The organism is Pyrinomonas methylaliphatogenes, assembly GCF_000820845.2.
Lineage (GTDB): Bacteria > Acidobacteriota > Blastocatellia > Pyrinomonadales > Pyrinomonadaceae > Pyrinomonas > Pyrinomonas methylaliphatogenes.
Genome location: NZ_CBXV010000001.1, coordinates 112,159 through 133,411 on the forward strand (window position 1 = coordinate 112,159; position 21,253 = coordinate 133,411).

17 protein-coding genes are annotated in these 21,253 nt (G+C 60.4%); 14 read left to right on the top strand and 3 right to left on the bottom strand.

From position 1 onward, the window contains the following. The first annotated feature begins 7 nt into the window (after nucleotides 1-7). The 9 genes from PYK22_RS00455 to PYK22_RS00495 all read left to right on the top strand — a co-directional run bounded on the left by PYK22_RS00455 (nucleotide 8) and on the right by PYK22_RS00495 (nucleotide 9,968). Nucleotides 8-1,222 carry an HD domain-containing phosphohydrolase gene (locus tag PYK22_RS00455; protein WP_060635168.1) on the top strand — a complete coding sequence of 405 codons (1,215 nt, stop codon included), beginning with the start codon at nucleotides 8-10 and terminating at the stop codon, nucleotides 1,220-1,222. Nucleotides 1,223-1,306: 84 nt separating this feature from the next. Next, the gene (locus PYK22_RS00460) at nucleotides 1,307-1,513 is read left to right on the top strand and encodes a hypothetical protein (RefSeq protein ID WP_041973106.1); all 207 of its coding nucleotides are present in this window, start codon (nucleotides 1,307-1,309) and stop codon (nucleotides 1,511-1,513) included. A 16-nt stretch (nucleotides 1,514-1,529) separates the two neighbouring features. Beyond that, nucleotides 1,530-3,245 (top strand): electron transfer flavoprotein-ubiquinone oxidoreductase, encoded by a 1,716-nt coding sequence (locus tag PYK22_RS00465; RefSeq protein WP_060635169.1) that lies wholly within the window; start codon nucleotides 1,530-1,532, stop codon nucleotides 3,243-3,245. A gap of 139 nt (nucleotides 3,246-3,384) precedes the next feature. Further along, nucleotides 3,385-4,155, top strand: a complete 771-nt coding sequence (locus PYK22_RS00470) for a type III pantothenate kinase (protein ID WP_041973107.1) — start codon at nucleotides 3,385-3,387, stop codon at nucleotides 4,153-4,155. Nucleotides 4,156-4,181: 26 nt separating this feature from the next. Further along, on the top strand, nucleotides 4,182-4,886 hold the full coding sequence (locus PYK22_RS00475) for a hypothetical protein (protein WP_041973109.1): 705 nt from the start codon (nucleotides 4,182-4,184) through the stop codon (nucleotides 4,884-4,886). Between the two features lie 124 nt (nucleotides 4,887-5,010). Further along, nucleotides 5,011-6,105, top strand: a complete 1,095-nt coding sequence (xylF, locus tag PYK22_RS00480; RefSeq protein ID WP_041973555.1) for a D-xylose ABC transporter substrate-binding protein — start codon at nucleotides 5,011-5,013, stop codon at nucleotides 6,103-6,105. A 34-nt stretch (nucleotides 6,106-6,139) separates the two neighbouring features. After that, on the top strand, nucleotides 6,140-7,690 hold the full coding sequence (locus PYK22_RS00485; RefSeq protein WP_041973112.1) for a xylose ABC transporter ATP-binding protein: 1,551 nt from the start codon (nucleotides 6,140-6,142) through the stop codon (nucleotides 7,688-7,690). Nucleotides 7,691-7,713: 23 nt separating this feature from the next. Further along, nucleotides 7,714-8,910, top strand: coding sequence for a sugar ABC transporter permease (locus tag PYK22_RS00490; protein WP_099606140.1), 1,197 nt, complete (start codon nucleotides 7,714-7,716; stop codon nucleotides 8,908-8,910). A 53-nt stretch (nucleotides 8,911-8,963) separates the two neighbouring features. Continuing rightward, the gene (locus PYK22_RS00495) at nucleotides 8,964-9,968 is read left to right on the top strand and encodes an ROK family protein (protein WP_157770582.1); all 1,005 of its coding nucleotides are present in this window, start codon (nucleotides 8,964-8,966) and stop codon (nucleotides 9,966-9,968) included. A gap of 118 nt (nucleotides 9,969-10,086) precedes the next feature. On the opposite strand, the gene PYK22_RS00500 is transcribed toward PYK22_RS00495, so the two are convergent. From PYK22_RS00500 to hflX, 3 genes are all read right to left on the bottom strand, one after another. Further along, entirely contained in the window at nucleotides 10,087-12,081 is a 1,995-nt protein-coding gene (locus tag PYK22_RS00500; protein ID WP_408003156.1) for a glycoside hydrolase family 97 protein, read from the bottom strand. A gap of 134 nt (nucleotides 12,082-12,215) precedes the next feature. Then, on the bottom strand, nucleotides 12,216-14,615 hold the full coding sequence (locus PYK22_RS00505) for an HD family phosphohydrolase (protein ID WP_041973115.1): 2,400 nt from the start codon (nucleotides 14,613-14,615) through the stop codon (nucleotides 12,216-12,218). Beyond that, nucleotides 14,615-16,420: a GTPase HflX gene (gene hflX, locus PYK22_RS00510; protein WP_211197563.1), complete on the bottom strand. Its 1,806-nt coding sequence runs from the start codon at nucleotides 16,418-16,420 to the stop codon at nucleotides 14,615-14,617. The genes PYK22_RS00505 and hflX overlap by 1 nt, the downstream gene beginning before the upstream one ends. A 325-nt stretch (nucleotides 16,421-16,745) precedes the next feature. Here hflX and PYK22_RS00515 point away from each other — a divergent pair, with 325 nt between their 5' ends. From PYK22_RS00515 to scpB, 5 genes are all read left to right on the top strand, one after another. Next, nucleotides 16,746-17,774: an SMP-30/gluconolactonase/LRE family protein gene (locus PYK22_RS00515; RefSeq protein ID WP_162199761.1), complete on the top strand. Its 1,029-nt coding sequence runs from the start codon at nucleotides 16,746-16,748 to the stop codon at nucleotides 17,772-17,774. A 117-nt stretch (nucleotides 17,775-17,891) separates the two neighbouring features. Continuing rightward, a complete protein-coding gene (locus tag PYK22_RS00520; RefSeq protein ID WP_041973121.1) occupies nucleotides 17,892-18,572 on the top strand; it encodes a site-2 protease family protein in 681 nt (226 codons plus the stop codon). A gap of 129 nt (nucleotides 18,573-18,701) precedes the next feature. Beyond that, nucleotides 18,702-19,694 (top strand): tryptophan--tRNA ligase, encoded by a 993-nt coding sequence (gene trpS / locus PYK22_RS00525; RefSeq protein WP_041973565.1) that lies wholly within the window; start codon nucleotides 18,702-18,704, stop codon nucleotides 19,692-19,694. A gap of 19 nt (nucleotides 19,695-19,713) precedes the next feature. Next, a complete protein-coding gene (locus PYK22_RS00530) occupies nucleotides 19,714-20,517 on the top strand; it encodes a segregation and condensation protein A (protein ID WP_157770584.1) in 804 nt (267 codons plus the stop codon). 20 nt (nucleotides 20,518-20,537) lie between these two features. Continuing rightward, nucleotides 20,538-21,251 carry an SMC-Scp complex subunit ScpB gene (gene scpB, locus PYK22_RS00535; protein WP_211197564.1) on the top strand — a complete coding sequence of 238 codons (714 nt, stop codon included), beginning with the start codon at nucleotides 20,538-20,540 and terminating at the stop codon, nucleotides 21,249-21,251. Nucleotides 21,252-21,253 lie beyond the last annotated feature (2 nt).

Sequence of the window (21,253 nt, forward strand, 5' to 3'; positions counted from 1 at the left end):
GTGACGCATGACAGAGAAGATACTTTTCGTCGATGACGAACAGAACGTGCTCGATGGTTATAAGCGCGCGCTGAAGGGATTCCAAATCGAGACCGCGACGAGCGGCGAGCAAGCGCTCTCTATGATCGAGGCGAGCGGACCGTATGCGGTGGTCGTCGCGGATATGCGCATGCCCGGAATGGATGGCGTGCAGCTATTGGCCCGCACGTGTGAGGTCGCCCCGCACAGCATACGCATCATGCTCACCGGATGTGCCGACCAGCAAACGGCGATCGAGGCGGTCAATGAAGGGCGCATCTTCAGGTTTATCACCAAACCGTGCGCGCCGGAGACGTTGAGCCGGATCCTTCTCGCCGCGCTCGAACAGTATCGCTTGGTGATGGCCGAAAAAGAGCTTCTCGAAAAGACACTGATGGGGAGCTTACAGGTGCTCACCGACATCCTCTCGTTCGTCAATCCGACCGCTTTCGGGCGCGCTTCGCGCGTGCAGCGTCTGGTTCACCAGCTCGTTGAGATCATCGGGGCGGAGAACGCGTGGCAGATCGAGATCGCCGCCATGTTATCGCAAGTCGGCTGCATCACCGTTCCGGAGGAGACCTTGCTCAAGGTCTATAAAGGGGCGACGCTGACGGTCGATGAATTGCGCATTCTGCAGGCCCATCCCCAAGTCGGCCACGACCTGATCGCGCGAATCCCACGACTGGAACCGGTCGCCGAGATCATCGCCTATCAAGAGAAGCTCTTCAATGGGGCCGGAACGCCGAAGGATGAGCGGTTCGGGCACGAGATCCCTTTCGGCGCGCGTATTCTGAAGGTGGCCCTTGACTTCGATAAGCTGCTCGAAGCCAAGCTGAGCCCCGCCGAAGCGTACAAGGAGATGCGACGGCGCGGCGACTGGTACGATCCGGTCGTCGTCGAGGCCCTCGGCGAAGCCATCGCGCAAAGCGAGAGGCGGTTCACCACGAAGTACGTCTTCCTCTACGAATTGAGGCCGGGGATGATCATCGCGCAGGACATCATCGCCACAAACGGCCTGCTGCTCATCGCGCAAGGGCAGGAGGTCACGCCCTCTTTGCGCATGCGCTTGGAGAACTTCGCGCTGCGCGGCGGGCTCGAGGAGCCGATAAAGGTCCTCGTGCCGAAAGAGGACGGAGAGCTTCAGGCGAGCGATTTGTCCAACGTGTTCGATTCTGGCGAGACGAGGATCGGAAAGCGCCCGTGATCGGATGGCGATTCAGCGGCGAAGATGGCGCTTTTGAGCTGACCTGCTTAAGATGATCATCTCGCCTTCATCGAAGGAGCGCAGTTGCCGCAAGTCTCAGTCTCGCACCAACAGCGGCGCACGGTGATCATCTCGCCGTCATCGAAGGCGCATGTCGGCGAGATCCGCTTTGGCGTTGGCCGGGCGAATCTCGCGGATGTGTTATACTGCCCGGCGTCAGCTTTGATCAGCGAACTCGGCGTCGAGATGCGCGCTCCGCGTCCTGCGGCGAAGTGCGCTCTCAGGACCTGAGGGGGAGGTCGGGAAGTTGGATCGGAAGATAGAGCGTGAAAGCGTCGAGATGGATGTCGTCTTCGTCGGAGCTGGACCAGCCAGTTTGGCCGGCGCGCTTCATCTGGCGAGACTTATCGCTTCGCACGATGAAGCCGTGGCGCGCGGCGAACGGCGCACGCGCGCGCTCGGCGAGGTGCAGATCGCGGTGATCGAAAAAGGCGGAGCGGTCGGCGCGCACATACTGTCGGGCGCCGTGATGGACCCGTGCGCGCTGGCGGAATTGATGCCGGATTTTCTCGCTCAAGGGGCTCCGCTCGATGCGGTCGTGACCGAAGAGGAGTTCCTCTACTTGACGGAAAAGCGCGCGCTGCGCTCGCCGCTCATCCCGCCACCTTTGCGCAATCACGGTTATCACATCGTTTCGCTCAGCAAACTCGTCGCTTGGCTCGGCGAAAAATGCGAAGAGGCCGGCATCAACATCTTCCCAGGGTTCCCAGGCGTCGAAGTGCTCTACGATCGCGATGATCGCGTCATCGGCGTGCGCACGGGCGACAAGGGGATCGGGCGGGATGGCCGTCCGAAGTCGAACTTCGAGCCGGGCGTCGATCTGTTGGCGAAGGTGACGGTCTTCGGCGAAGGACCGCGCGGATCTTTGACGAAGCAGCTTGTCACACGCTTGGGTTTGGATGAAGGATGCGAGCCGCAAGTCTATAGCCTCGGAATCAAAGAGCTGTGGGAGCTACCGGACGATCGTTATCCTGCAGGGCGGGTGACTCACACGCTCGGCTATCCGTCAGATGTTCACACGTATGGCGGAGGCTGGATCTACGGGATGCGCGATCGCATCATCAGTCTCGGTTATGTCACGGGGCTCGATTATCGCGACCCGTCGCTCGATCCACATGCCGAATTTCAACTGTTCAAACAGCATCCCGCGATCGCACGGATACTCGAAGGGGGACGGATGATCCGCTACGGAGCGAAGACGATCGTCGCTGGCGGGATCCATGCGATGCCTCGGATTTACGGCGATGGCTTCTTGCTCGTCGGCGATAGCGCCGGATTTCTGAACGCGCAGCGGCTCAAGGGGATACATACGGCGATCAAAAGCGGGATGTTGGCTGCGGAGGCGATCTTCGAGGCCTTGCTCGCCGACGACTTTTCAGCCCGCCAGTTGCGCCGCTATCGAGAATTGGTCGAAGGGAGTTGGTTGATGCGAGAGTTGCGGCGCGTCCGCAATTTCCACGCTGGGTTCCGCCATGGGCGCTGGCTGGGATTGGCGAACGCCGGATTGCAGTTCCTGACCGGAGGGCGCGCGTGGGGAATCCTCGATCGCCTCGGAACGGTTCCGGGCCACGAGGCGATGCAGAAGCTCACGGATCTTGCGCGCCGCGATGCGGCAACGTCGCGCTACGCCGCGTTGCGCTTCGATGGCAAGCTGACGTTCAATAAGCTGACCGACGTCTATCACGCTTCGGTCGCACACGAAGAGGATCAACCGCCGCATCTGCACGTCCTCGATACGAACGTTTGCGCGACGCGATGCGCGGTGGAGTACGGCAACCCGTGCGAGAAGTTCTGTCCGGCGGCTGTCTATGAGATGGTCGATGACGGTCAAGGAGGGCGCAAATTGCAGATAAACTTCACGAACTGTGTGCACTGTAAAACGTGCGATATCATGGATCCGTACCAGATAATCAATTGGGTCCCACCGGAAGGCGGGGGCGGTCCAGATTACACGGGGATGTGACAAAGCGCGATCGCGCTTGGATCTCGCTGGGCCAGTGTGTCGATATCGAGGTCCATGTGAATGGATCGAAGTCCATCCCGTGTGCTGATTTCGCTCTATCGCGATCCTGCAGTTCGAGCGTGAATGGATACGGGCATCTATGCTTCTTGTCATCGACGTAGGCAATACGAATACTTCGCTCGGCGTCTACGATGGCGAACGGCTCATCGCCCATTGGCGTCTGACGACGGCGCGCGCGCGGACCGTCGATGAGTATGGCGTGCATGCGCGGAACCTTTTCGAACTCGCCGGACTCGATTTCCAAGCGATCACCGCCGTCGCCATCGCTTCCGTCGTCCCTCCGCTCAACTATGTGCTGAAGCGCATGGCTGAGGTCTACTTCCACCATACGCCGCTGTTTGTCGATCATACGACCGAGACGGGGATGCCGATCCTCTATGAACCGGCGTCCGATGTCGGTGCCGATCGAATCGTCGATTCCGTGGCCGCGATCCACAAATACGGCGCGCCGTGCATCGTCGTCGATTTCGGAACGGCGACGACGTTCGATGCCGTCGATCGCCACGGGCGTTACCTCGGCGGCGTGATCACGCCGGGGATCACGATTTCGGCGGATGCGCTATTTGAGCGCGCTGCGCGCTTGCCGCGCGTCGAGATACGCCGCCCGCGCACGGTGATCGGCTCTTCGACCGTCGAAGCGATGCAATCGGGGCTTTACTACGGCTACGTCGGTTTGGTCGATGGCATATTGCGCCGCATGCTCAATGAGTTGGGCGGCGAAACGCGCGTCATCGCCACGGGCGGTCTGGCCCAGCTGATCGCCACCGGGTCGGAGTTGATCGAGGCCGTGGACGAAACGCTCACGCTCGAAGGCTTACGCTTGGTCTACGAACGCAATCGTCAACGTTAACCTGTTTTCCCAGATGGCGAAGTCGCATGGGCGAAGGGAGAGGCCATAACGACCGATTCGATTACTTCGCGGAGATCGAAGAGGCTTTCATCAGAAGGCGTGGGAAGCCGCTGCTGCTCAGCCCGCTCGATTGGGCGCTCATCGACGAATGGAAAAAACGCGGCATCCCGCTTCATGTCGTCTTGCGCGCGATCGAGAGGACGTTTGACGTTTATGAGGCGCAAACGCCGCGGCGTAACGTAAGATCGCTCGCTTACTGTCGCGATGAGGTGGAAATGGCCTTCGCCGAGTGGCTCAAGACACAGCGGGGGCGCGGTCGAGAGAGAGAGGAATCGCCCGTTCAGGATGAAGTGCAGCGCCACTTGAAGCGTTGTCGTGAAGCTCTATCGAAAGCGCTCAACGCGGCTCAGAAAGAGGGCGACCTGAAGTGGGCCGGTCATCTGCGCGCGATCCTAACGCAGCTTGAGGAGTTGACGAGGCTGACGCGCATGGCGTCGGTCTCCGAAGCGGATCTCGCTTCAAGGCTCGAGCATTTGGAAGAAGAGCTCTATAGCGCGCTCATAGAACGCATCCCTGCCAAGAAGCTCGAGGAGTACCGCCGCGCCATCGAGCGGGAGTTGCGCGCTCTGAGATTGAACGAGGAGCATCTGGTCGAGATGCGTGAGCGACTGCTGATCAAACGTTTGTGCGAAGAGCACGCCATCCCGCGCCTCGGCCTTTTTCATCTGTGAGCGGATGGAGGAACTTGCGGGATGGAAATTTTTGCGCGCTGCTGATAAGCTTGTGCGTCGCGTCGCGCGGACGGTGATAGCGACGGAAATTCTCTTAGATTTCCACTCATGGGAGAGGATGCGAATGCTTCGATTCGGAAGCTTGTTAACGCTCGTTTGGGTAATTGTTTGCGTGGGATGTGTAAGCGGGCCGTCGGAGCGCGCGGGCGGGAAACGGCGCGGTCCAGTGCGGATCGGGTTTTCGCTGGATACTTTGAAGGAGGAGCGGTGGCAACGCGACCGCGATTTGTTCGTTGCGAAAGCAAAGGAACTCGGCGCCGAAACCCTCGTCCAGGCGGCCAACAGCGACGATGCGCTGCAGCTTCAACAGGCAGAGAACCTGCTCACCCAAGGGATTGACGTCCTCGTCGTCGTCCCGCACAACGCCGAAACCTCAGCCGCGATCGTCGAGCTGGCGAAGAAACAGGGCGTCCCCGTCATCTCATACGATCGGTTGATCCGTCACGCTGATGTCGATCTATATGTTTCGTTCGATAACCTGCGCGTCGGCGAGATGCAAGCGCGCTATCTTCTCGATCGCGCGCCAGCCGGCAATTATGTGCTGATCGAAGGCGCGCCCACTGACAACAACGCGCACCTTTACCACGAAGGTCACATGAAGGTGTTGGGCCCAGCGGTCAAAAGCGGCAAGGTGAAGATCGTCCTAGAGCAATGGGCGCGCGAGTGGCTTCCGAGCGAAGCGCTCAAGCATACGGAGAACGCCTTGACGCAAGCGAACAATCAGGTCGCGGCTGTCGTGGCTTCGAACGATGGGCTAGCTGGAGGGGTGGTCCAGGCTCTCGAAGAACAAGGGCTGGCCGGAAAGGTGCTCGTCTCCGGTCAGGACGCCGATCTTGCCGCTCTGCAACGGATCGTCGAGGGCAAACAGACGATGACCGTTTACAAGCCGATCAAGCTTCTGGCCGAAAGGGCCGCCGAAGCGGCGGTCCGATTGGCGCGCGGCGAGAAGGTCGAGACCAACGGCGTCCTCAACAATGGCCGCAAGGATGTTCCCTCGATCTTGCTCGATCCGATCGTGGTCGATAAGAACAATATCGTCGATACGGTGGTCAAGGATGGTTTTCACCGACTCGAAGATATCTATCGGAACGTTCCGCGTGATCAGTGGCCCAGAGTCGCGTCTTCGCGCGTTGTTGATTCTTCGTCGCGCGCGAACTGAGCCTCTTAGCTCGCGGCGCGTTTAGGAGGGTTCGATGGAGAACGAAGCCCCCTTGCTCGAGATGCGCAACATCACCAAAGTCTTTCCGGGCGTGCGCGCGTTGGATGGCGTTTCGTTCGATCTTCGCGCCGGTGAGATTCACGCGCTCGTCGGGGAGAACGGGGCCGGAAAATCGACCTTGATGAAGGTTCTTGGCGGCGTTTATCCATATCCGGAATACGGCGGGCAGATCTTGATCGCTGGACGCGAGCAGCGATTCAGCGGCGTGCGCGATGCGGAAGCGGCAGGGATCGCGATCATCTTCCAAGAGCTTTCGCTCGTCAAGGAGATGACCGTCGGCGAGAACATCTTCCTCGGGCGCGAACCGCGTCGTTTCGGCGTCGTGCGTTGGGAGGAGCTTTACCGTCGCGCGCAAGCTTTGCTTGCGGACCTCCATCTTCCGCTCGATCCGCACACGCCGGTCCGCAATCTCGGCATAGGTCAGCAGCAGCTCATCGAGATCGCCAAGGCTCTTTCGCATGAAGCGCGCATTTTGGTGTTGGATGAGCCAACGACGGCGCTCACCGAAGCCGAAGTGGAGACGCTCTTTGAGATCTTGCGGCGGCTGAGTCGGCGCGGCGTCGGGATGATCTACATCTCGCACAAGCTCGACGAGGTTTTCGCGCTCTCTGATCGCATTACGGTTTTGCGTGACGGGAAGACGATCGGGACGGCGCCGACGAGGCAGCTCGATCGCGAGCGCGTCATCGCCATGATGGTTGGCCGCGAGGTGGGCGAGATCTTCCCGCCGTCGGAGCGGCATCCGGGCGAGGTCGTCTTCGAAGCGCGCGGGATCACGGTGAAGGATCCGGCGGTGCCAAGCAAATTGCTCGTCAACGATGTGAGCTTCTTCGTGCGGCGCGGCGAGGTTTTGGGAATCGCCGGTTTGATGGGGGCTGGGCGTAGCGAGTTATTGATGGCGATCTTTGGCGCGCATGCGGGGCGCGTCAGAGGTGAGGTCTTTGTCGAAGGTAAGCGCGTCGAAATAAACGGTCCGGCGGATGCGATCCGTCATGGCATCGGATTCGTGACGGAAGATCGCAAGCGGTTCGGCCTGATACTGGACCAGACGGTTTTGAGCAACATGACGCTCGCCAGTCTCGATCGTTGGGCTGGGCATGGCATTACGGATCTGGATGCGGAGATCGCCGTAGGAGAGCGCGCGATGCGCGAATTGCGCATCAAGGCGCCGAATGTTTTCACTTCGGTGGGGACGCTCTCCGGCGGAAATCAGCAGAAGGTCGTCCTCGCCAAATGGCTGTTGACGACGCCGCGCGTCCTTTTTCTGGATGAGCCGACGCGCGGCATCGATGTTGGAGCCAAACAGGAGATCTATGCGCAGATCAACCGCTTGGCTCAAGAGGGGATGGCGATCGTTCTCGTCTCATCCGAATTGCCCGAAGTGTTAGGTCTATCGGATCGGATCCTCGTGCTTCACGAAGGGCGTGTGATGGGCGAGTTCAAACGCGGGGAAGCGAGCCCCGAAGCGGTCATGTCCTGTGCGACGGGGCACGCTAGAGCAAAGGGGGAAGCAGCTCAAATCTGAATCTTCTTCGGTGAGTCGTGGAGATGAGTCAAGTAGCTAAGGAGCCGATAGTGCAGTCGCAAGCGATAAGCGAGGCGGAACGAGCGCAGAAGGGGTGGCGCATACAGACCGCCATGCTGCGCGCTTATACGATGATCATCGCTCTGCTCGTCGTTTGGGGGATCTTCGCTTACTTAACCGATGGGGTCTTCCTCGAAGCGCGTAACCTATCGAACCTGATGCGGCAAACGGCCGTCACCGGCATACTGGCTGTCGGCATGCTGATGATTATCGTCGCTGGCCACATCGATCTTTCAGTCGGTTCGTTGCTCGGTTTGGCTGGCGGTGTTGCCGCTCTCGTGCAATATTCGTTAGGTTGGGGATTATCTGCGAGTCTGCTCTCTGCCTTGCTGGTCGGTCTCGCGATCGGCGCGTTGCAAGGGGCGCTGGTCGCTTATCTGAATATCCCGGCTTTCATCGTAACGCTCGGCGGATTGCTCGCTTGGCGTGGGGTCGTCAAAGGCGTCACCGAAGGGCGGACGATCCCGCTCAGCCTTGAGAGTTTCAAGGCGATCGGGCAAAGTTACCTTGCGCCGCCCGTCGGGTTGGCGCTTGCCGTTTTGGCCGTCATTGCTGTAGCTTGGCTCAATGTTCAACGGCGGCGCGCGCGGATTAGGCACGGGTTGCAGGCCCCAAGCGGAACCGAGATGGCTGTACGGATCGTTCTCCCTTCAGCGCTCATCGTCGGTTTTGTCGTCCTGATGAATTCGTACGCCGGAGTCCCCATCCCCGTCGTCGTTCTGCTTGTGGTCGCGCTCATCGGGGCGTTCATCACGCGGAACACGACCTTCGGGCGCTATCTTTATGCCATCGGTGGGAATCAAGAGGCGGCGCGCCTTTCTGGGATCGACATCAGCCGGCACGTCTTGGCGGTCTTCTGTTTGATGGGCTTGCTGACGGGCATTGCGGCGATCATCTATACGGCGCGTGTCGGGAGCGCTTCTCCCGATGCCGGTGTGCTTCTGGAGCTCGATGCCATCGCCGCATGCGTCATCGGCGGGGCGAGTTTGATGGGAGGTCGCGGCACGATCTTCGGGGCTTGCCTTGGCGCTTTGTTCATGGCCAGTTTGGATAATGGCATGTCTTTGGAGAACGTGCGCGACTACATTCAAGATATCGTCAAGGGGGCGATTTTGGTCGCCGCCGTCGGATTTGATATGTTCAGTCGTAGGCGCGGCTGAAGTCTTCATCTGAGCGGGGATTTTTTTATTTTTTGAAGCCAGAGGCAAAGACGTTGAGTAAGAGGGAAGGACGACTTCGAGTTGCTGAGAGAACGGCTGGAACTGACGAGGGTGGTGAGATCGTAATCGCTGTAGACCTTGGTGGGACCAACTTGCGGGCCGCAGCCGTTGATCGCTGTGGGCGTATCAACAATCATGTGCGGTATCAAACGCCACACACGGATGATGCGGAAGATATCGTTCACGCGATCATCGCGGCGGCGCGTGAGTGTGAGCGGCGAAGCGCGGTCGATGGCGCGCGCGTTCGGGCGTTAGCGGTCGCTCTACCTGGGACGGTCGAGGCGAAAAGCGGCGTGGTGATGAACGCTCCGAACATCCCTTGCATCAATGGCTTTCGCTTGCGCGCCGCTTTGACGGAGGAGATCTCGTGGCCCGTCATCTTGGAGAACGATGCGAATGCCGCCGCCATCGGCGAAATGTGGCGAGGATCGGCGCGCGCGCATCGCACGATCGTCTGTTTGACGCTGGGGACCGGCGTCGGCGGAGGGATCATCTTAGACGGGCAGCTCTGGCGCGGGGTTGACGGGGCGGCTGGCGAGATCGGTCACATGAGCGTCGAGCCGTTCGGCCAAGCGTGCAACTGTGGCAGTCGAGGCTGTTTGGAAGTCTACGCTTCAGCGACGGCGATCGCGCGCATGGCGCGCGAGGGGCTGGCGCGCTATCCGAACTCCCCGCTCCATTCGATCCGCGAATTGACGGCCAAAGATGTCTATGAGCATGGGCTCGCTGGCGATGAGCTGTCGCGCGAGGTGTTTCGCCGGATGGGCCAGTATTTGGGGATTGGGTTGGCCAATCTCGTCAATCTGCTCAATCCGGAGTTGATCGTCATCGGAGGCGGGGCGGCTAACGGGTGGGATCTGTTCATCGAACATGCGCAGCAAGAGATGTTGGCGCGCGCTTTCCCTATTCCGGCTCGGCGCGCGCGGATCGTTCGGGCCGCATGCGGCGATGATGCCGGTCTTCTGGGCGTTGCGCATCTAGCGTTCGGTTCGCTTTGATCTCGTCCTACGACGATGAGTTTGACGCATCAACTCTCGTCGCGCATCTAGCGTTCGGTTCGCTTTGATCTGAGGCTGAGCGATCAAGCTTCAGCCCATAGGGATGAGCGCAACCGGGTTATCTCTCCTTGTAGATTCTCGCGACCCACCCTCCGCCTGGGGCGAGGTGGATCACCAATCGATCGCCGCGGCGTATACGCCGACTGAGCCTTTTGTAGTCGTTGCCGATGCGATCGGCGTTGACTCCGTCCTGCCAGATGTCGATCTGGTATTCGCCCTGATCGAGAAAAGAGAAGTCGAGCGCGAGATCGCGCGGCGTCCAATCGGTCATCGCGCCGACGTACCATTCGCCGGACGCGCTCCGACGAGCGACGGCGATGTAATCGCCGACCTTCGCTTGTAGGACGACCGTCTCATCCCACACGGTCGGAACGCGCGCGAGAAACTCCATCGCGTCGGGCTCGCGCAGGTAGTTCGATGGACTATCGGCGAGCATCTGCAACGGGCTTTCGTAGACGACGTACATCGCCAGTTGGTGGCAGCGCGTCCCCATGCTCATCGGGCGCGCGAAGATCGGCTGAAAGTCGCGCTCGTTGGCGTTGATCATCGCCCCTGGCGTGTAGTCCATCGGGCCAGCGACCATGCGCGTGAAAGGGAGCATTAAATTATGCTCCGGCGTAACTTCCTTCGACCACTTGTTATGTTCCAGACCCATCACGCCTTCGCGCGTGATGACGTTCGGGTATTTTCGTTCAAGGCCGGTCGGTTTGCATGCGCCGTGAAAATCGACGAGCATCCGTCGGCGCGCCGCTTCGCGCGCCACGCGCTCGTAAAAGTTGATCATCTTCTGATCGTCGCGTTGCATGAAATCGACCTTGATCCCTTTAATGCCCCACCGCTCGAACTGATCGAAAGCTCGCTCGAACTGCTTGTCGAGCGTCAACCAGACGACCCACAGGATGATGCCCACCCCCTTCTGCTTGGCATAGGCGAGCAACTCCGGCATGTTGATCTCTGGGTTGATCGCAAACAGATCTGACGGTTTTGACCAGCCTTCATCGAGGATCAAATATTCGAGCCCGTAGCGCGCGGCGAAATCTATGTAGTACTTGTAGGTTTGCGTGTTGATGCCGGACTTGAAATCCACACCGTAGATGTTGTTTGCGTTCCACCAATCCCACGGCACTTTGCCCGGACGCACCCATGAGAAATCTTCGTTCGTCCCTTCGGAGAGCAGATAGACGAGTTGATTGTTGATGAGATCGGCATCGCGCTCAGCCACAGCCAGCACGCGCCACGGGAAGGAGCGCGTGCCCCTGGTCTTCGCAATGTAAGGCGCGCCTTTCGTCACCCGCAGGTCGCGATCGGAAGTCTGCCGCTCTTCGAGCGGATAGGGCGGAAAAACGGCCCTTAGCGCCGCGCCCGACGTGCCGCGCAGCCACATGCCGGCGTAATCGTGAAGATCGGCTTCCGACAACCAGATCTTCACACCGGACCTTTTCTCGATCAACGCGGGCAGACTAGCCAGTTTCTCGTTCGAAATCTCCCTGATCGGATACCGGATGAAGTGTCGTTCGTTGTGCGACATGAAGCTCTCTTCTTCCGCATAGTAGACGGCATCTTCAGGATCGAAAGTGAAGAGCGCCTCTTCGCCGATGACGGTGACTTCGCCCGGCAGATCCGTCGTCCAGCGATAGGCCACGCCGTCATCGTAAGCGCGGAAGATGAGGCCGAAGCCGTTTTTGAAGGCGAGCCGCAGTTCGTTGTAGCGGTCTCGGATCTCGCGCCGTTTAACGCGAACCGCCGGACGCACTATTTGATCAACGCTGCGCTCTTCCTTTCTGACGACGACCGGATTATCGATATCTCTCCCTTCGATCCGAAGCGCGATCTCGGATGGCTGGACCAGCGGCGCGCCGGCGAGCGAGACGGAAAAGCGCACCTTGTCGGCGATGGCGACGCGCGCCTCCAACCTCCCGTTCGGCGAACGCAGCCGATATTCATTCTGCGCTCGCGCGACGGCACCGCAACTCAGAAGGAACGCGAGAATTAGCCATAGGCGACCGGGTTCGAGGAGGCAAGATCTTGAAGTCGATATGCATGGAGCCGCGATCCGATCTTCGATCACTATGAAATCTCCCGTGCTTTATGGACTCTTCAGAGCGAGAAGCTTTTGGTTCTAGCACATCTGGCGAAATTTGCAAGAGGGATCTTTCGGGCAAGGCCCGGTCCGTAGCGGCAGGCCGATCAGTCGGAGCGGCGCGAGATCGCTTCGTCTTCGACCTCCCCGCCTTTGCTGATCGGGACCTCCGCTGGGCCAGCGTAACTCGCGCCGCGCCGTTCTCTTTCGGATGGCGAGTGTGGCGGTTCCTCTGGGGGATTGAAGCCCGGGTAATCGACACGCGGATGATAGATGGCGATCAATGAATTGGTCATCGCTTCTCTGATCTTGGTCAATTCGCGTAGGCTCAGGTCGCACTCATCGAGTTGGCCATCGCTGACGACGGCGTCGAAGATTCTGCTTACGATGGCTGAGATGTTCTCGGGATCGGGGCGCGCCAGCGAGCGGACCGCCGCTTCGCAAGAATCGGCGAGCATCATCACGGCGGCCTCTTTCGATTGCGGCTTCGGTCCGGGATAGCGGAACTGCGATTCGTCGACGCTCTGTCCGGGGGCGGCTTGGGCTTGCGCTTTGCGCAAGAAGAAGTGGAGAGTGCGCGTGCCGTGATGTTGCGGGATGAAGTCGGCGATCTGTTTGGGGAGGCCGATCTCTTTGGCGAGTTTCAAGCCGTAGCTGACGTGATGGATGAGGATGCGCGCGCTGCGTTCCGGCGGAAGGTGATCATGTGGATTTTCGCCCGTTTGATTTTCGACGAACATCTCGGGCGCGGCCAGTTTGCCGATGTCGTGGTAGAGCGCGCCGATTCGGGCCAGAAGGGCGTTGGCGCCGATGGCGCGACAGGCATCTTCGGCCAGTTGGCTGACCGCATGTGAATGTTGATTCGTGCCCGGAGCGCGCATCGCCAGTTGGCTGAGGATGGGCAGATCGGCGTTCGAAAGCTCGAGCAGCTTGACGTCCGTCAATATCCCGAAGAGCGATTCGTTGATCGGCAGGCCGCCGGAAGTGAAGATCGTCGTGAGCAATCCGCCAGCGATGCCGCATCCGGCGGCGAGCAGCGCCGAGTTCAAAGTCAGCGGTTGTTGGGCGGCGAGGATGACGGCCAGCGCCATCAGCGCGTTGACCGCTCCGGCGAAAAGCCCGGCGAGCGTTACCGATTGGCGTTCGCGATAGCGGTGGATGCCGTAGATCGCCGCGGCGGACGAGGTGAGCGCGTAGAAGGTCATCAACATGCCGTTCGGCGCAAGCAAACCGGCGAAGAGCGCTGTGATCAAACCGGTGATGAAGGCCAGTTGCGTATCAACGAGAAGCGCCACAAGCAACGCTGCCGAGGCGAAGGGGATGGCGAAGCTCCAGAGCGTTGGATCGTTCGTCGGCGGGCGAAGGCTCTGCGAGGCGATGCTATCTGCGACCGTAAACCCGACGCGCATTAAGATCGTCTCGACGATGACGCTCAGGGCGAGCAGCATGAAGGCGCGTTCGAGCGAAAGCGAGAGGCTGGCCGTCGAACTGCGCTTTTCGGTGAACTTCCAAGCGATCCAGTAGAGCGCTGCGATGACGAGGAAGAGGCCGATGAAATGGTGCGGGCGGCGCTGCGCGGCGCCGTAATTTTGCACGGCCTCGAATTGGGCCAGCATGTGCTCTGTCACCGTGTCGCCTTCGCGCGCGATGACTTGATTGCGCTTGAGCGTGATGGTGGCTGGCGGAACCGAGGCGGCGGCTTCGCGGCGGGCCGCTTCGGTCGTCTGCGCATCGAAGATGAGCGTTGGGGCGAGCAGCGGCGCGAGGGCGCCGAAGATCGCGTCGCGTTCTTCGGTCGGCCAGTCTTTGAGTCGCAGGTTGAGTCGGGCGCGCAGCGTTTGCCGCGCCATCGAGAGCGATTTCAACGGAGTTTGGTTCGTCGAGATGATCGATTGGGCGCCGGTGCGCCCGTCGACGAGCCGTATCTCGGGGCGCAGGTTGTCGGCTTCGCGGTCATCGTAGACGTAGCCATCGTTCGCCTCGCGCAGCAGTCGCAGTAGATCGTTCAAGATCTCCGGGTCGAAACGATGGGCGATGATGATGCGCGCGACCCGTCCGTCTCCTTCTCCGGTCCAGACCGGTTCGCCCTGCTCGGCGTTCGGCTGAGTCGCGGCTTGACGCTGCAGGTCTTGCCAAGCGGCGCGGAACTTCTGCGCGCCAGCGGCGCGTGCCGGCTCATAGCGCCAGACGGGACGCACCGCCTCGATCGCCGCCGCGCGCCGTCGCTCGGTCTCGCGGGCATCGATCGCGCTGATGTCAGCAGGCGAGATGACGGTCGAGCGAACGACATCGCCCTCGCGATAGTTCTCCGTGCGCGCGCGCAGAAACTCGCCGCCCAGTAGGAGCGTCGAGACGAACGTGAACAGGATGAATCCGCCGATTTTCAAAGCGCGCGGGGGGAAACGTTGCAGGAAGTAGCGGTCGATCTTTTGCGAAAGAGCTTCGCGAGCTTGCCTGATGGTGAAAGCCGGGGAACGTTTGTGGTGGCGAAGCCAAGAGTTGCGCATTATATCTTCCTCATCGCGGCAAGTTCAGCCGCGGACCAGTCGGGTTGCCCACAGAGCGAATCTTCGTGCGCGAGCGCTTCATCGAGGCGAGCGAGAAGCGGATCGAGGGTTTTTCGATCGATGGCCGAAACGAAAACGTGCGCGCGCACGCCGCACGCTTCGATCTGGCGTTCCGCCGCCGCGATGCTCGCTGGATCGACTAGATCCGTTTTGTTGAAGACCGTAAGGCGAGGGATTGTCGCAAAGCCCAGTTCGCGCAAGATGCGCTCGACCGCCTCGAACCGCCGCGGCCAACCTTCATCCGAAACGTCTACGACATGAAGCAGCAGATCGCTATCTCGGATCTCTTCAAGGGTCGCGCGAAAGGCGGCGATCAGATCGGGCGGGAGATCGCGGATGAAGCCTACCGTATCATTGATGATCACTTCGCGTTCGCGCGGCAAGCGAAGACGCCGCGCGGTCGGATCGAGCGTGGCGAACATGCGCCGCTCGACATGGACGTCGCTTGCTGTCAGCGCGTTGAGCAGGGTTGATTTGCCGGCGTTAGTGTAACCGACGAGAGAGACGATCGGCCTGTGGCGACGGATCCGTTGCTTGCGCCGCTCTTGTCGGCGTTCGCGCAGCAACTCGATCTCGCGCTCGAGACGATTGATGCGATCGCGGACGCGCCGGCGGTCCGTTTCGAGTTTCGTCTCGCCTGGACCGCGCCCGCCGATGCCGCCCGCCAGACGCGAGAAGGCAGAATCCTGACCGACGACGAGGCGCGGCAGACGGTAGCGCAGTTGCGCCAGTTCGACTTGGATCTTGCCTTCGCGCGATTGAGCGCGCTGGGCGAAGATGTCGAGAATCAGTTGCGCGCGGTCGATCACCTTCAAATCTGTGGCTTCGGAGATGGAGCGCACCTGCGCCGGTTGCAGTTCGCGATCGAAGATGATCAAATCGGCGCCTAATTGCATCGCGCGGATGAGCACCTCCTCGAGTTTGCCGCGACCGAGGACGGTGTGCGGGTCGATCGCCGAGCGACGTTGAATGACGCAATCGAGCACGGCGATGTTGGCCGAAGCGGCCAGCTCGCGCAGTTCCGCCATCGATTCTTCGGCTTCGCTGAGCGGTCCGGTCGTCACCCCGATGAGGATCGCGCGCTCTTCCGTGCCGGCTTGCCGAGCGGCGCGGCGGTTTCGCGCCATCTCCTCTTCGAGCGAAGAGATGAGGGCGAGAAAGTCGAGGTTCAGTTGAGATGGAGGACGCGGCTCGAGGAAGACGTAAGGGGAGCGATGGGCTTCGCGCAGCTGATGGGCTGTAGCCGGAAGCAGATGCGCCGCGTAGACAACCGTCGGTAACCCCGTCTGCCCATCGACCACAATGGCGGCCATCAGATCGAGTCGCAGCAGAGCGAGATCGGTGAGGTCATCTTGCGTGAGCGGTTCGGCGTGTAGATGCGTGTGGATGCAGCGCAGACCGCGGAAACGCTCGGGGCTCGTGCGCATGCGGCGGAAATCCGGCAATTCGATGCGATGCGCATCGCCGACGATGACGTACTCGACGCGACCCTTGCGATCGACGAGCACTCCGATCTGACGCCGCGTTTCGTGCGATAGTTCGGCCAACTGGCGGGCGAGTTCCGGCGTGACGATCTGCTGCGGCGCGACCCGGCGCTCGTAAAGCTTTGCGACCCGGCGCTGTTGGCTGGGCTTCAGACCGCCCGTGTGTCCGTAGATCTGGCTAATGGTCGATCCCCCCAGAAAGAAGCTGCTCCCCGATCCGCATCCGCCCGCACAGCATACTGCCGGGGCGCTGATCCGCAAATCGTCGTTGAGAGGTTACAGCGCGAAGGCGGCGAGCGGTTGGGAACGGACGTCGCAGGACGTTGGCTATTTGATGGGAAACGATCATCCCACCGAGAAGGTCAAACATTGTCATCATTCAGCGACGAGGGCTGAGAATCGGCCTCTGCCCTCGATGACGCTTCGGTGCCAGAGGGAAAATTTATCTCACATCGGCAGCAAAGACAAGATGGAGTCCCACAGCGAGCTTTGGCCGGCGATGAAGTTGTATGCGCTTTGCGACCCGTCGTATGATGAGTAACTTGGCGTTTGGGTTCCAAAGCTCTATGATCGTCGCCTGTCAATGATGAGCGAAATCGGAAAAATCCTGCGCGTGGATCCACCCGCGGCCATTCCTGGAGGCGAGGTGGTGATCGAGTGTGCGGATTTCGATACGAGTCACCTGCGCTCATGTAGAGCGCAGTTCGATGGCGTGCAAGGTTGGTTAGTGGCCGCCTCTCCGCGCCGTGTGTTGGCGATCGTGCCGGAGCTCGATCACAGCGGCGAAGTGGAGGTCCGTTTGGTCTGTCGCGCTGGGCGCAGTTCGGCGGCGCAGCTCAAGCTCGGGATGAAGCTCGCCGATGACTTGCACATGGTCGCCAATCCGGTCTTCGATCCGGACGACAGTTCGCTCTACGTGACGCGCTCCGGCTCGCGCGGGCAGCGTGTGCCAAACTCATTGTTGAGGCTCAATGCCGCTGGCGAACTGATCCCGGTCACCGATGAGATCGTCAATCCGACGGGGCTCGCCTTCGACCGCAACGGTCAACTCTACGTGACCAGCCGTTTGGATGGGACGGTCTATCGCGTCTCGGTCTTCGGCGAAGTGATGCCCTTCGCTAAAGACCTCGGGGTGGCGACGGGGCTCGCTTTCGACCGGAACGGTTATCTCTATGTCGGCGATCGTACTGGGACGATCTATCGCGTAAGCGGCTTCGGTGAAGCGGAAAACTGGGCGCAGCTTGAGCCATCGGTCGCCGCGTATCATCTGGCTTTCGGCCCCGACGATGCGCTTTACGTCACAGGACCAACCGTTTCGAGCTACGACGTCGTCATGCGCATAGACGAGGCGGGGCGTTCGAGCGTCTTCTATCGGGGGCTGGGGCGTCCGCAAGGGCTGGCCTTCGATCGCGAAGGCTACCTTTATGTCGCCGCCTCTTTGCGCGGAAGGCGCGGCATCGTTCGCATCAGCCCCGATGGGAGCCGTGCCGAGATGTTCGTCGCTGGGATGAACGTCGTCGGCTTGGCTTTCGGCCCAGACGGCGAGATGGTCGTGGCGACAAGCGAGGCGATCTACCGGCTCGCCATGGGGATTCGCGGCTTGTTGGTCGCTTGAGGTTGAACCGGGCAAGGTTCGCCTTTGACATGGCAAGGACGGCGTGCTAGCTTCGCTTGATTTGCAAAGCGAACTCGCGCGCCGCGGCGTTCTCAAGAATCTTTTTCGAGCGGGTTTATGGAGGATCTCAACTTAAGCCTCTTCGTCCTTTACATGGTTGCGCTCGTCTTCTCGCTATCGGCGCATGAGGCGGCCCATGCTTGGATGTCCGATCGCTTCGGCGACGATCTGGCGCGCTCGTTGGGCCGGATCACGCTCAATCCGGCTTCGCACATCGACCCAGTGGGCACGTTGCTTTTCCCGGCAGTGGCGTTCTTCACGAACGCGCCGCTTCTCGGATGGGCGCGCCCTACGCCGATCAATCCGGCGAACTGGACAAGGCGTCGGGCGGCGAACTTCTTCGTCTCGACCGCTGGCGTGCTGGCCAATCTGCTGATCGCTTTTTTGGCGGGCGCGGCGATCCGTCTGCTGCTTGAGCTTGGAATGATAACCTTTGGCGGCAGTTCCTTCGTTCCGACGATGACCGAGTCGATCCTAGCGCGCGGCGCGGTGGAGCTTTTGGTCGTGCTCTTCATCTTGAACGTAACCTTGGCGATCTTCAATCTTTTGCCGATCCCGCCGCTCGATGGAAGCAAGATTCTGGGCAGCCTGTTGCCGGAACGATGGGAGAGCGCGTTTCAGTCGCTCGATCGATTCGGCTTCATCCTGCTCTTCGTCGCCGTCTTGACCGGCGTCTTCAGTTCAATTTTTCGTCTCATCATGCCGTTCGCTTGGGCTGCCCTCCTGCTCGGCTATTAAGGTGTCGGGGAGCGAAGGGGCGAGGCGGGCGGAGCTTGCGCGAGCTGCTTTTGAGCGATTGCCTGAAGGCCCCGGCCTATCGAGCTGGGGATGGAAAAGGCGAAAAGGGGACAAGCGAAGGATTCGTTTATGAAGCGGATTTTGAGCGGAGTTCAACCATCGGGCAACATACATCTCGGGAACTATCTCGGCGCTTTGCGCAATTGGGTGGCATTGCAGCGCGAGTATCAGAGCTTCTTCTGCATCGTCAATCTCCATGCGATCACGTCGCCGCAGGATCCGCGCGAGCTCGCCGCCAAGACGCGCGAGTTGGCGCGCATATACTTGGCCGTCGGGATTGATCCGCAGATCTCCACGATCTTCGTTCAGTCGGACGTGCCTGAGCATGCCGAGCTCGCGTGGGTGCTCAACTGCATCACGCGCATGTCGGAGCTCGAGCGGATGACGCAGTTCAAAGACAAGGCGCGGCGGCAACGGGAGAACGTCGGCGTCGGCGTGTTCGATTATCCGGTCCTGATGGCGGCTGACATACTGTTGTATCAAACGGATCTCGTGCCGGTCGGCGAGGATCAAAAGCAGCACCTCGAATTGACGCGCGACCTCGCCATCCGCTTCAACCGCGATTACGGCGAGACTTTCCGCGTGCCCGAGCCGTACATCCCACCGGTCGGCGCGCGCATCATGTCTTTGAGCGATCCGACGAAAAAGATGTCGAAATCGGACGACGATCAGAAGGGAACGATCGCGCTGCTCGATGATCCGGACGCGGTGCGCAACAAGTTCCGGCGCGCCGTCACCGACTCGGGGATGGAGATACGGTTCGATCGGGAGCGGCCCGCGATCATGAACCTGTTAACGATCTACCAACTGCTCACCGGCAAGACGCGCGAAGAGATCGAAGACCATTTCGCCGGAAAGGGCTATGCGCAGTTGAAAGCGGAATTGGCCGAGGTGACGATCGAATTCCTCCGCCCCTTGCAGGAGCGCATTCGCGCCATCAGCGATGAAGAGCTCGATCGAATTCTGGCCGAAGGGGCGGAGCGAGCGCGAAGCATCGCCAGCGAAACTTACAGGCTCGTCAAAGAACGGGTGGGGCTCGTTGGCGCGCGAAACTTCAATTAGGGCGAAACGGGCCCGGGAGATGAGAAACGTGTCGGCTGAAACGGAAAATGCGCAGATCAAAGTCGCTGGGGCCGACCCCGCGCTCGTCGTCGAGCGGGGCGGAGAAGAGCTGAAGCTCATCCTCGGCGAATTCTCCGGGCCGCTCGATCTCCTGCTCTACCTCATCCGGCAGGAGCGTGTGAACATCTACGACATCCCGATCGCGCGCATCACGGATGAATATCTCCGTTACCTGCGATTGATGCAGGAGCTAGATATAACGGTCGCGAGCGAATTTCTCGTCATGGCAGCGACGCTGCTCGAGATCAAATCACGCATGCTGTTGCCGCGCGAACCAGCGGCTGATGGCGAGGAGGCGGCGCAAGAGGATCCGCGCCGGGAGTTGGTCGAGCGTCTGCTCGAGTACCAGAAGTACAAGGCCGCCGCGCAGATGTTGTGGGCCAAGGCGACGGTCGAGCAGGCCATCTTCACGCGCGCGCCGCTCGAAACGGATAAACAGAATCCGGAGATCGCCGTGACGGTCTTCGACCTCTTCAAAGCTTTCCAACAGGTCCTCGCGCGGCGCAAGCAAGAGGCGCTGATCGAAATCGAGCGCGACGAGTTGACGATGGCTGAAATGCTCGACCGGTTGCGCGCGGAGATCTCCGCGCGCGGCGAATTGAATCTTCGCGAATTCTTCGAACAGGCTCGGTCGCGCCGCGAACTGGTTCTCGCCTTCTTGGCTGTGCTCGAACTCGTGCGCACGGACTCGATCGCTTTGATTCAACGAGAGATCTTCGGTGACATCATCGCTCGAAAAGTCGAGCGTGCCGTAGAGCTATGAGCGAACCTAGGATGAAAGAGATGCGAGACGGCGAAAACGAGAGCGCGGTTGAGCCTCGGCTCGAAAAGGGGGATTCCGCGCGCCATTCGAACGGGGAGACGACGGCAGACGATGGGCCGAAGCGAGAGGCTCAAGTCAATGATGTCGAAAAGGAAGAGACGGAACGCGCCGCAACGCCCGGCGCGCGTAGCCTGAGCGAGTTGATGGCGATCATCGAAGCGTTGATCTTCGTCTCCGAGGAGCCGCTCTCGGTCAAAACGATGGCTGATATCTTGGGCGAAGATCGCGGCTGGATCGAAACGGCGGTCGAAGCCTTGGCCAAAGAGTTTAACGAACGCGGCGGCGGATTGATGATGCGCGAAGTGGCGGGCGGTTGGCAGATCGTCACGCGCCCCGAATATCACGAGTATGTGCGCGCTTTCTTGCGCGCACAGCCGAGCGCCAAATTATCGCTCGCTGCGCTCGAGACCTTGGCCGTCATCGCGTATAAGCAGCCGATCACCGTGCCGGAGATACTCGAGATACGCGGCGTACAGTCAACCTCGGCGATCAAGACGTTGCTCGAAAAACGGTTGATCGTCGCCAAAGGGCGCAAGGAGACGGTCGGACGCCCGATGATGTACGGCACGTCGAAGGAGTTTTTGATCCAGTTCGGATTGAAAGATCTGTCGGAGTTGCCGAGCATCGAAGATTTCGAAGATCTGGAGAAACTGGAAGGCCCCAAAGAACCTTGAGC

Bases quoted from the DNA above. Each gene is read 5' to 3' on its own strand.
- scpB (WP_211197564.1), top strand. From the start codon at position 20,538: ATGCGAGACGGCGAAAACGAGAGCGCGGTTGAGCCTCGGCTCGAAAAG.
- PYK22_RS00530 (WP_157770584.1), top strand. From the start codon at position 19,714: ATGAGAAACGTGTCGGCTGAAACGGAAAATGCGCAGATCAAAGTCGCT.
- xylF (WP_041973555.1), top strand. From the start codon at position 5,011: ATGCTTCGATTCGGAAGCTTGTTAACGCTCGTTTGGGTAATTGTTTGC.
- PYK22_RS00455 (WP_060635168.1), top strand. From the start codon at position 8: ATGACAGAGAAGATACTTTTCGTCGATGACGAACAGAACGTGCTCGAT.
- PYK22_RS00505 (WP_041973115.1), bottom strand. From the start codon at position 14,615: ATGCGCAACTCTTGGCTTCGCCACCACAAACGTTCCCCGGCTTTCACC.
- PYK22_RS00490 (WP_099606140.1), top strand. From the start codon at position 7,714: ATGAGTCAAGTAGCTAAGGAGCCGATAGTGCAGTCGCAAGCGATAAGC.
- PYK22_RS00470 (WP_041973107.1), top strand. From the start codon at position 3,385: ATGCTTCTTGTCATCGACGTAGGCAATACGAATACTTCGCTCGGCGTC.
- trpS (WP_041973565.1), top strand. From the start codon at position 18,702: ATGAAGCGGATTTTGAGCGGAGTTCAACCATCGGGCAACATACATCTC.
- PYK22_RS00475 (WP_041973109.1), top strand. From the start codon at position 4,182: ATGGGCGAAGGGAGAGGCCATAACGACCGATTCGATTACTTCGCGGAG.
- PYK22_RS00515 (WP_162199761.1), top strand. From the start codon at position 16,746: ATGAGCGAAATCGGAAAAATCCTGCGCGTGGATCCACCCGCGGCCATT.
- PYK22_RS00485 (WP_041973112.1), top strand. From the start codon at position 6,140: ATGGAGAACGAAGCCCCCTTGCTCGAGATGCGCAACATCACCAAAGTC.
- PYK22_RS00520 (WP_041973121.1), top strand. From the start codon at position 17,892: ATGGAGGATCTCAACTTAAGCCTCTTCGTCCTTTACATGGTTGCGCTC.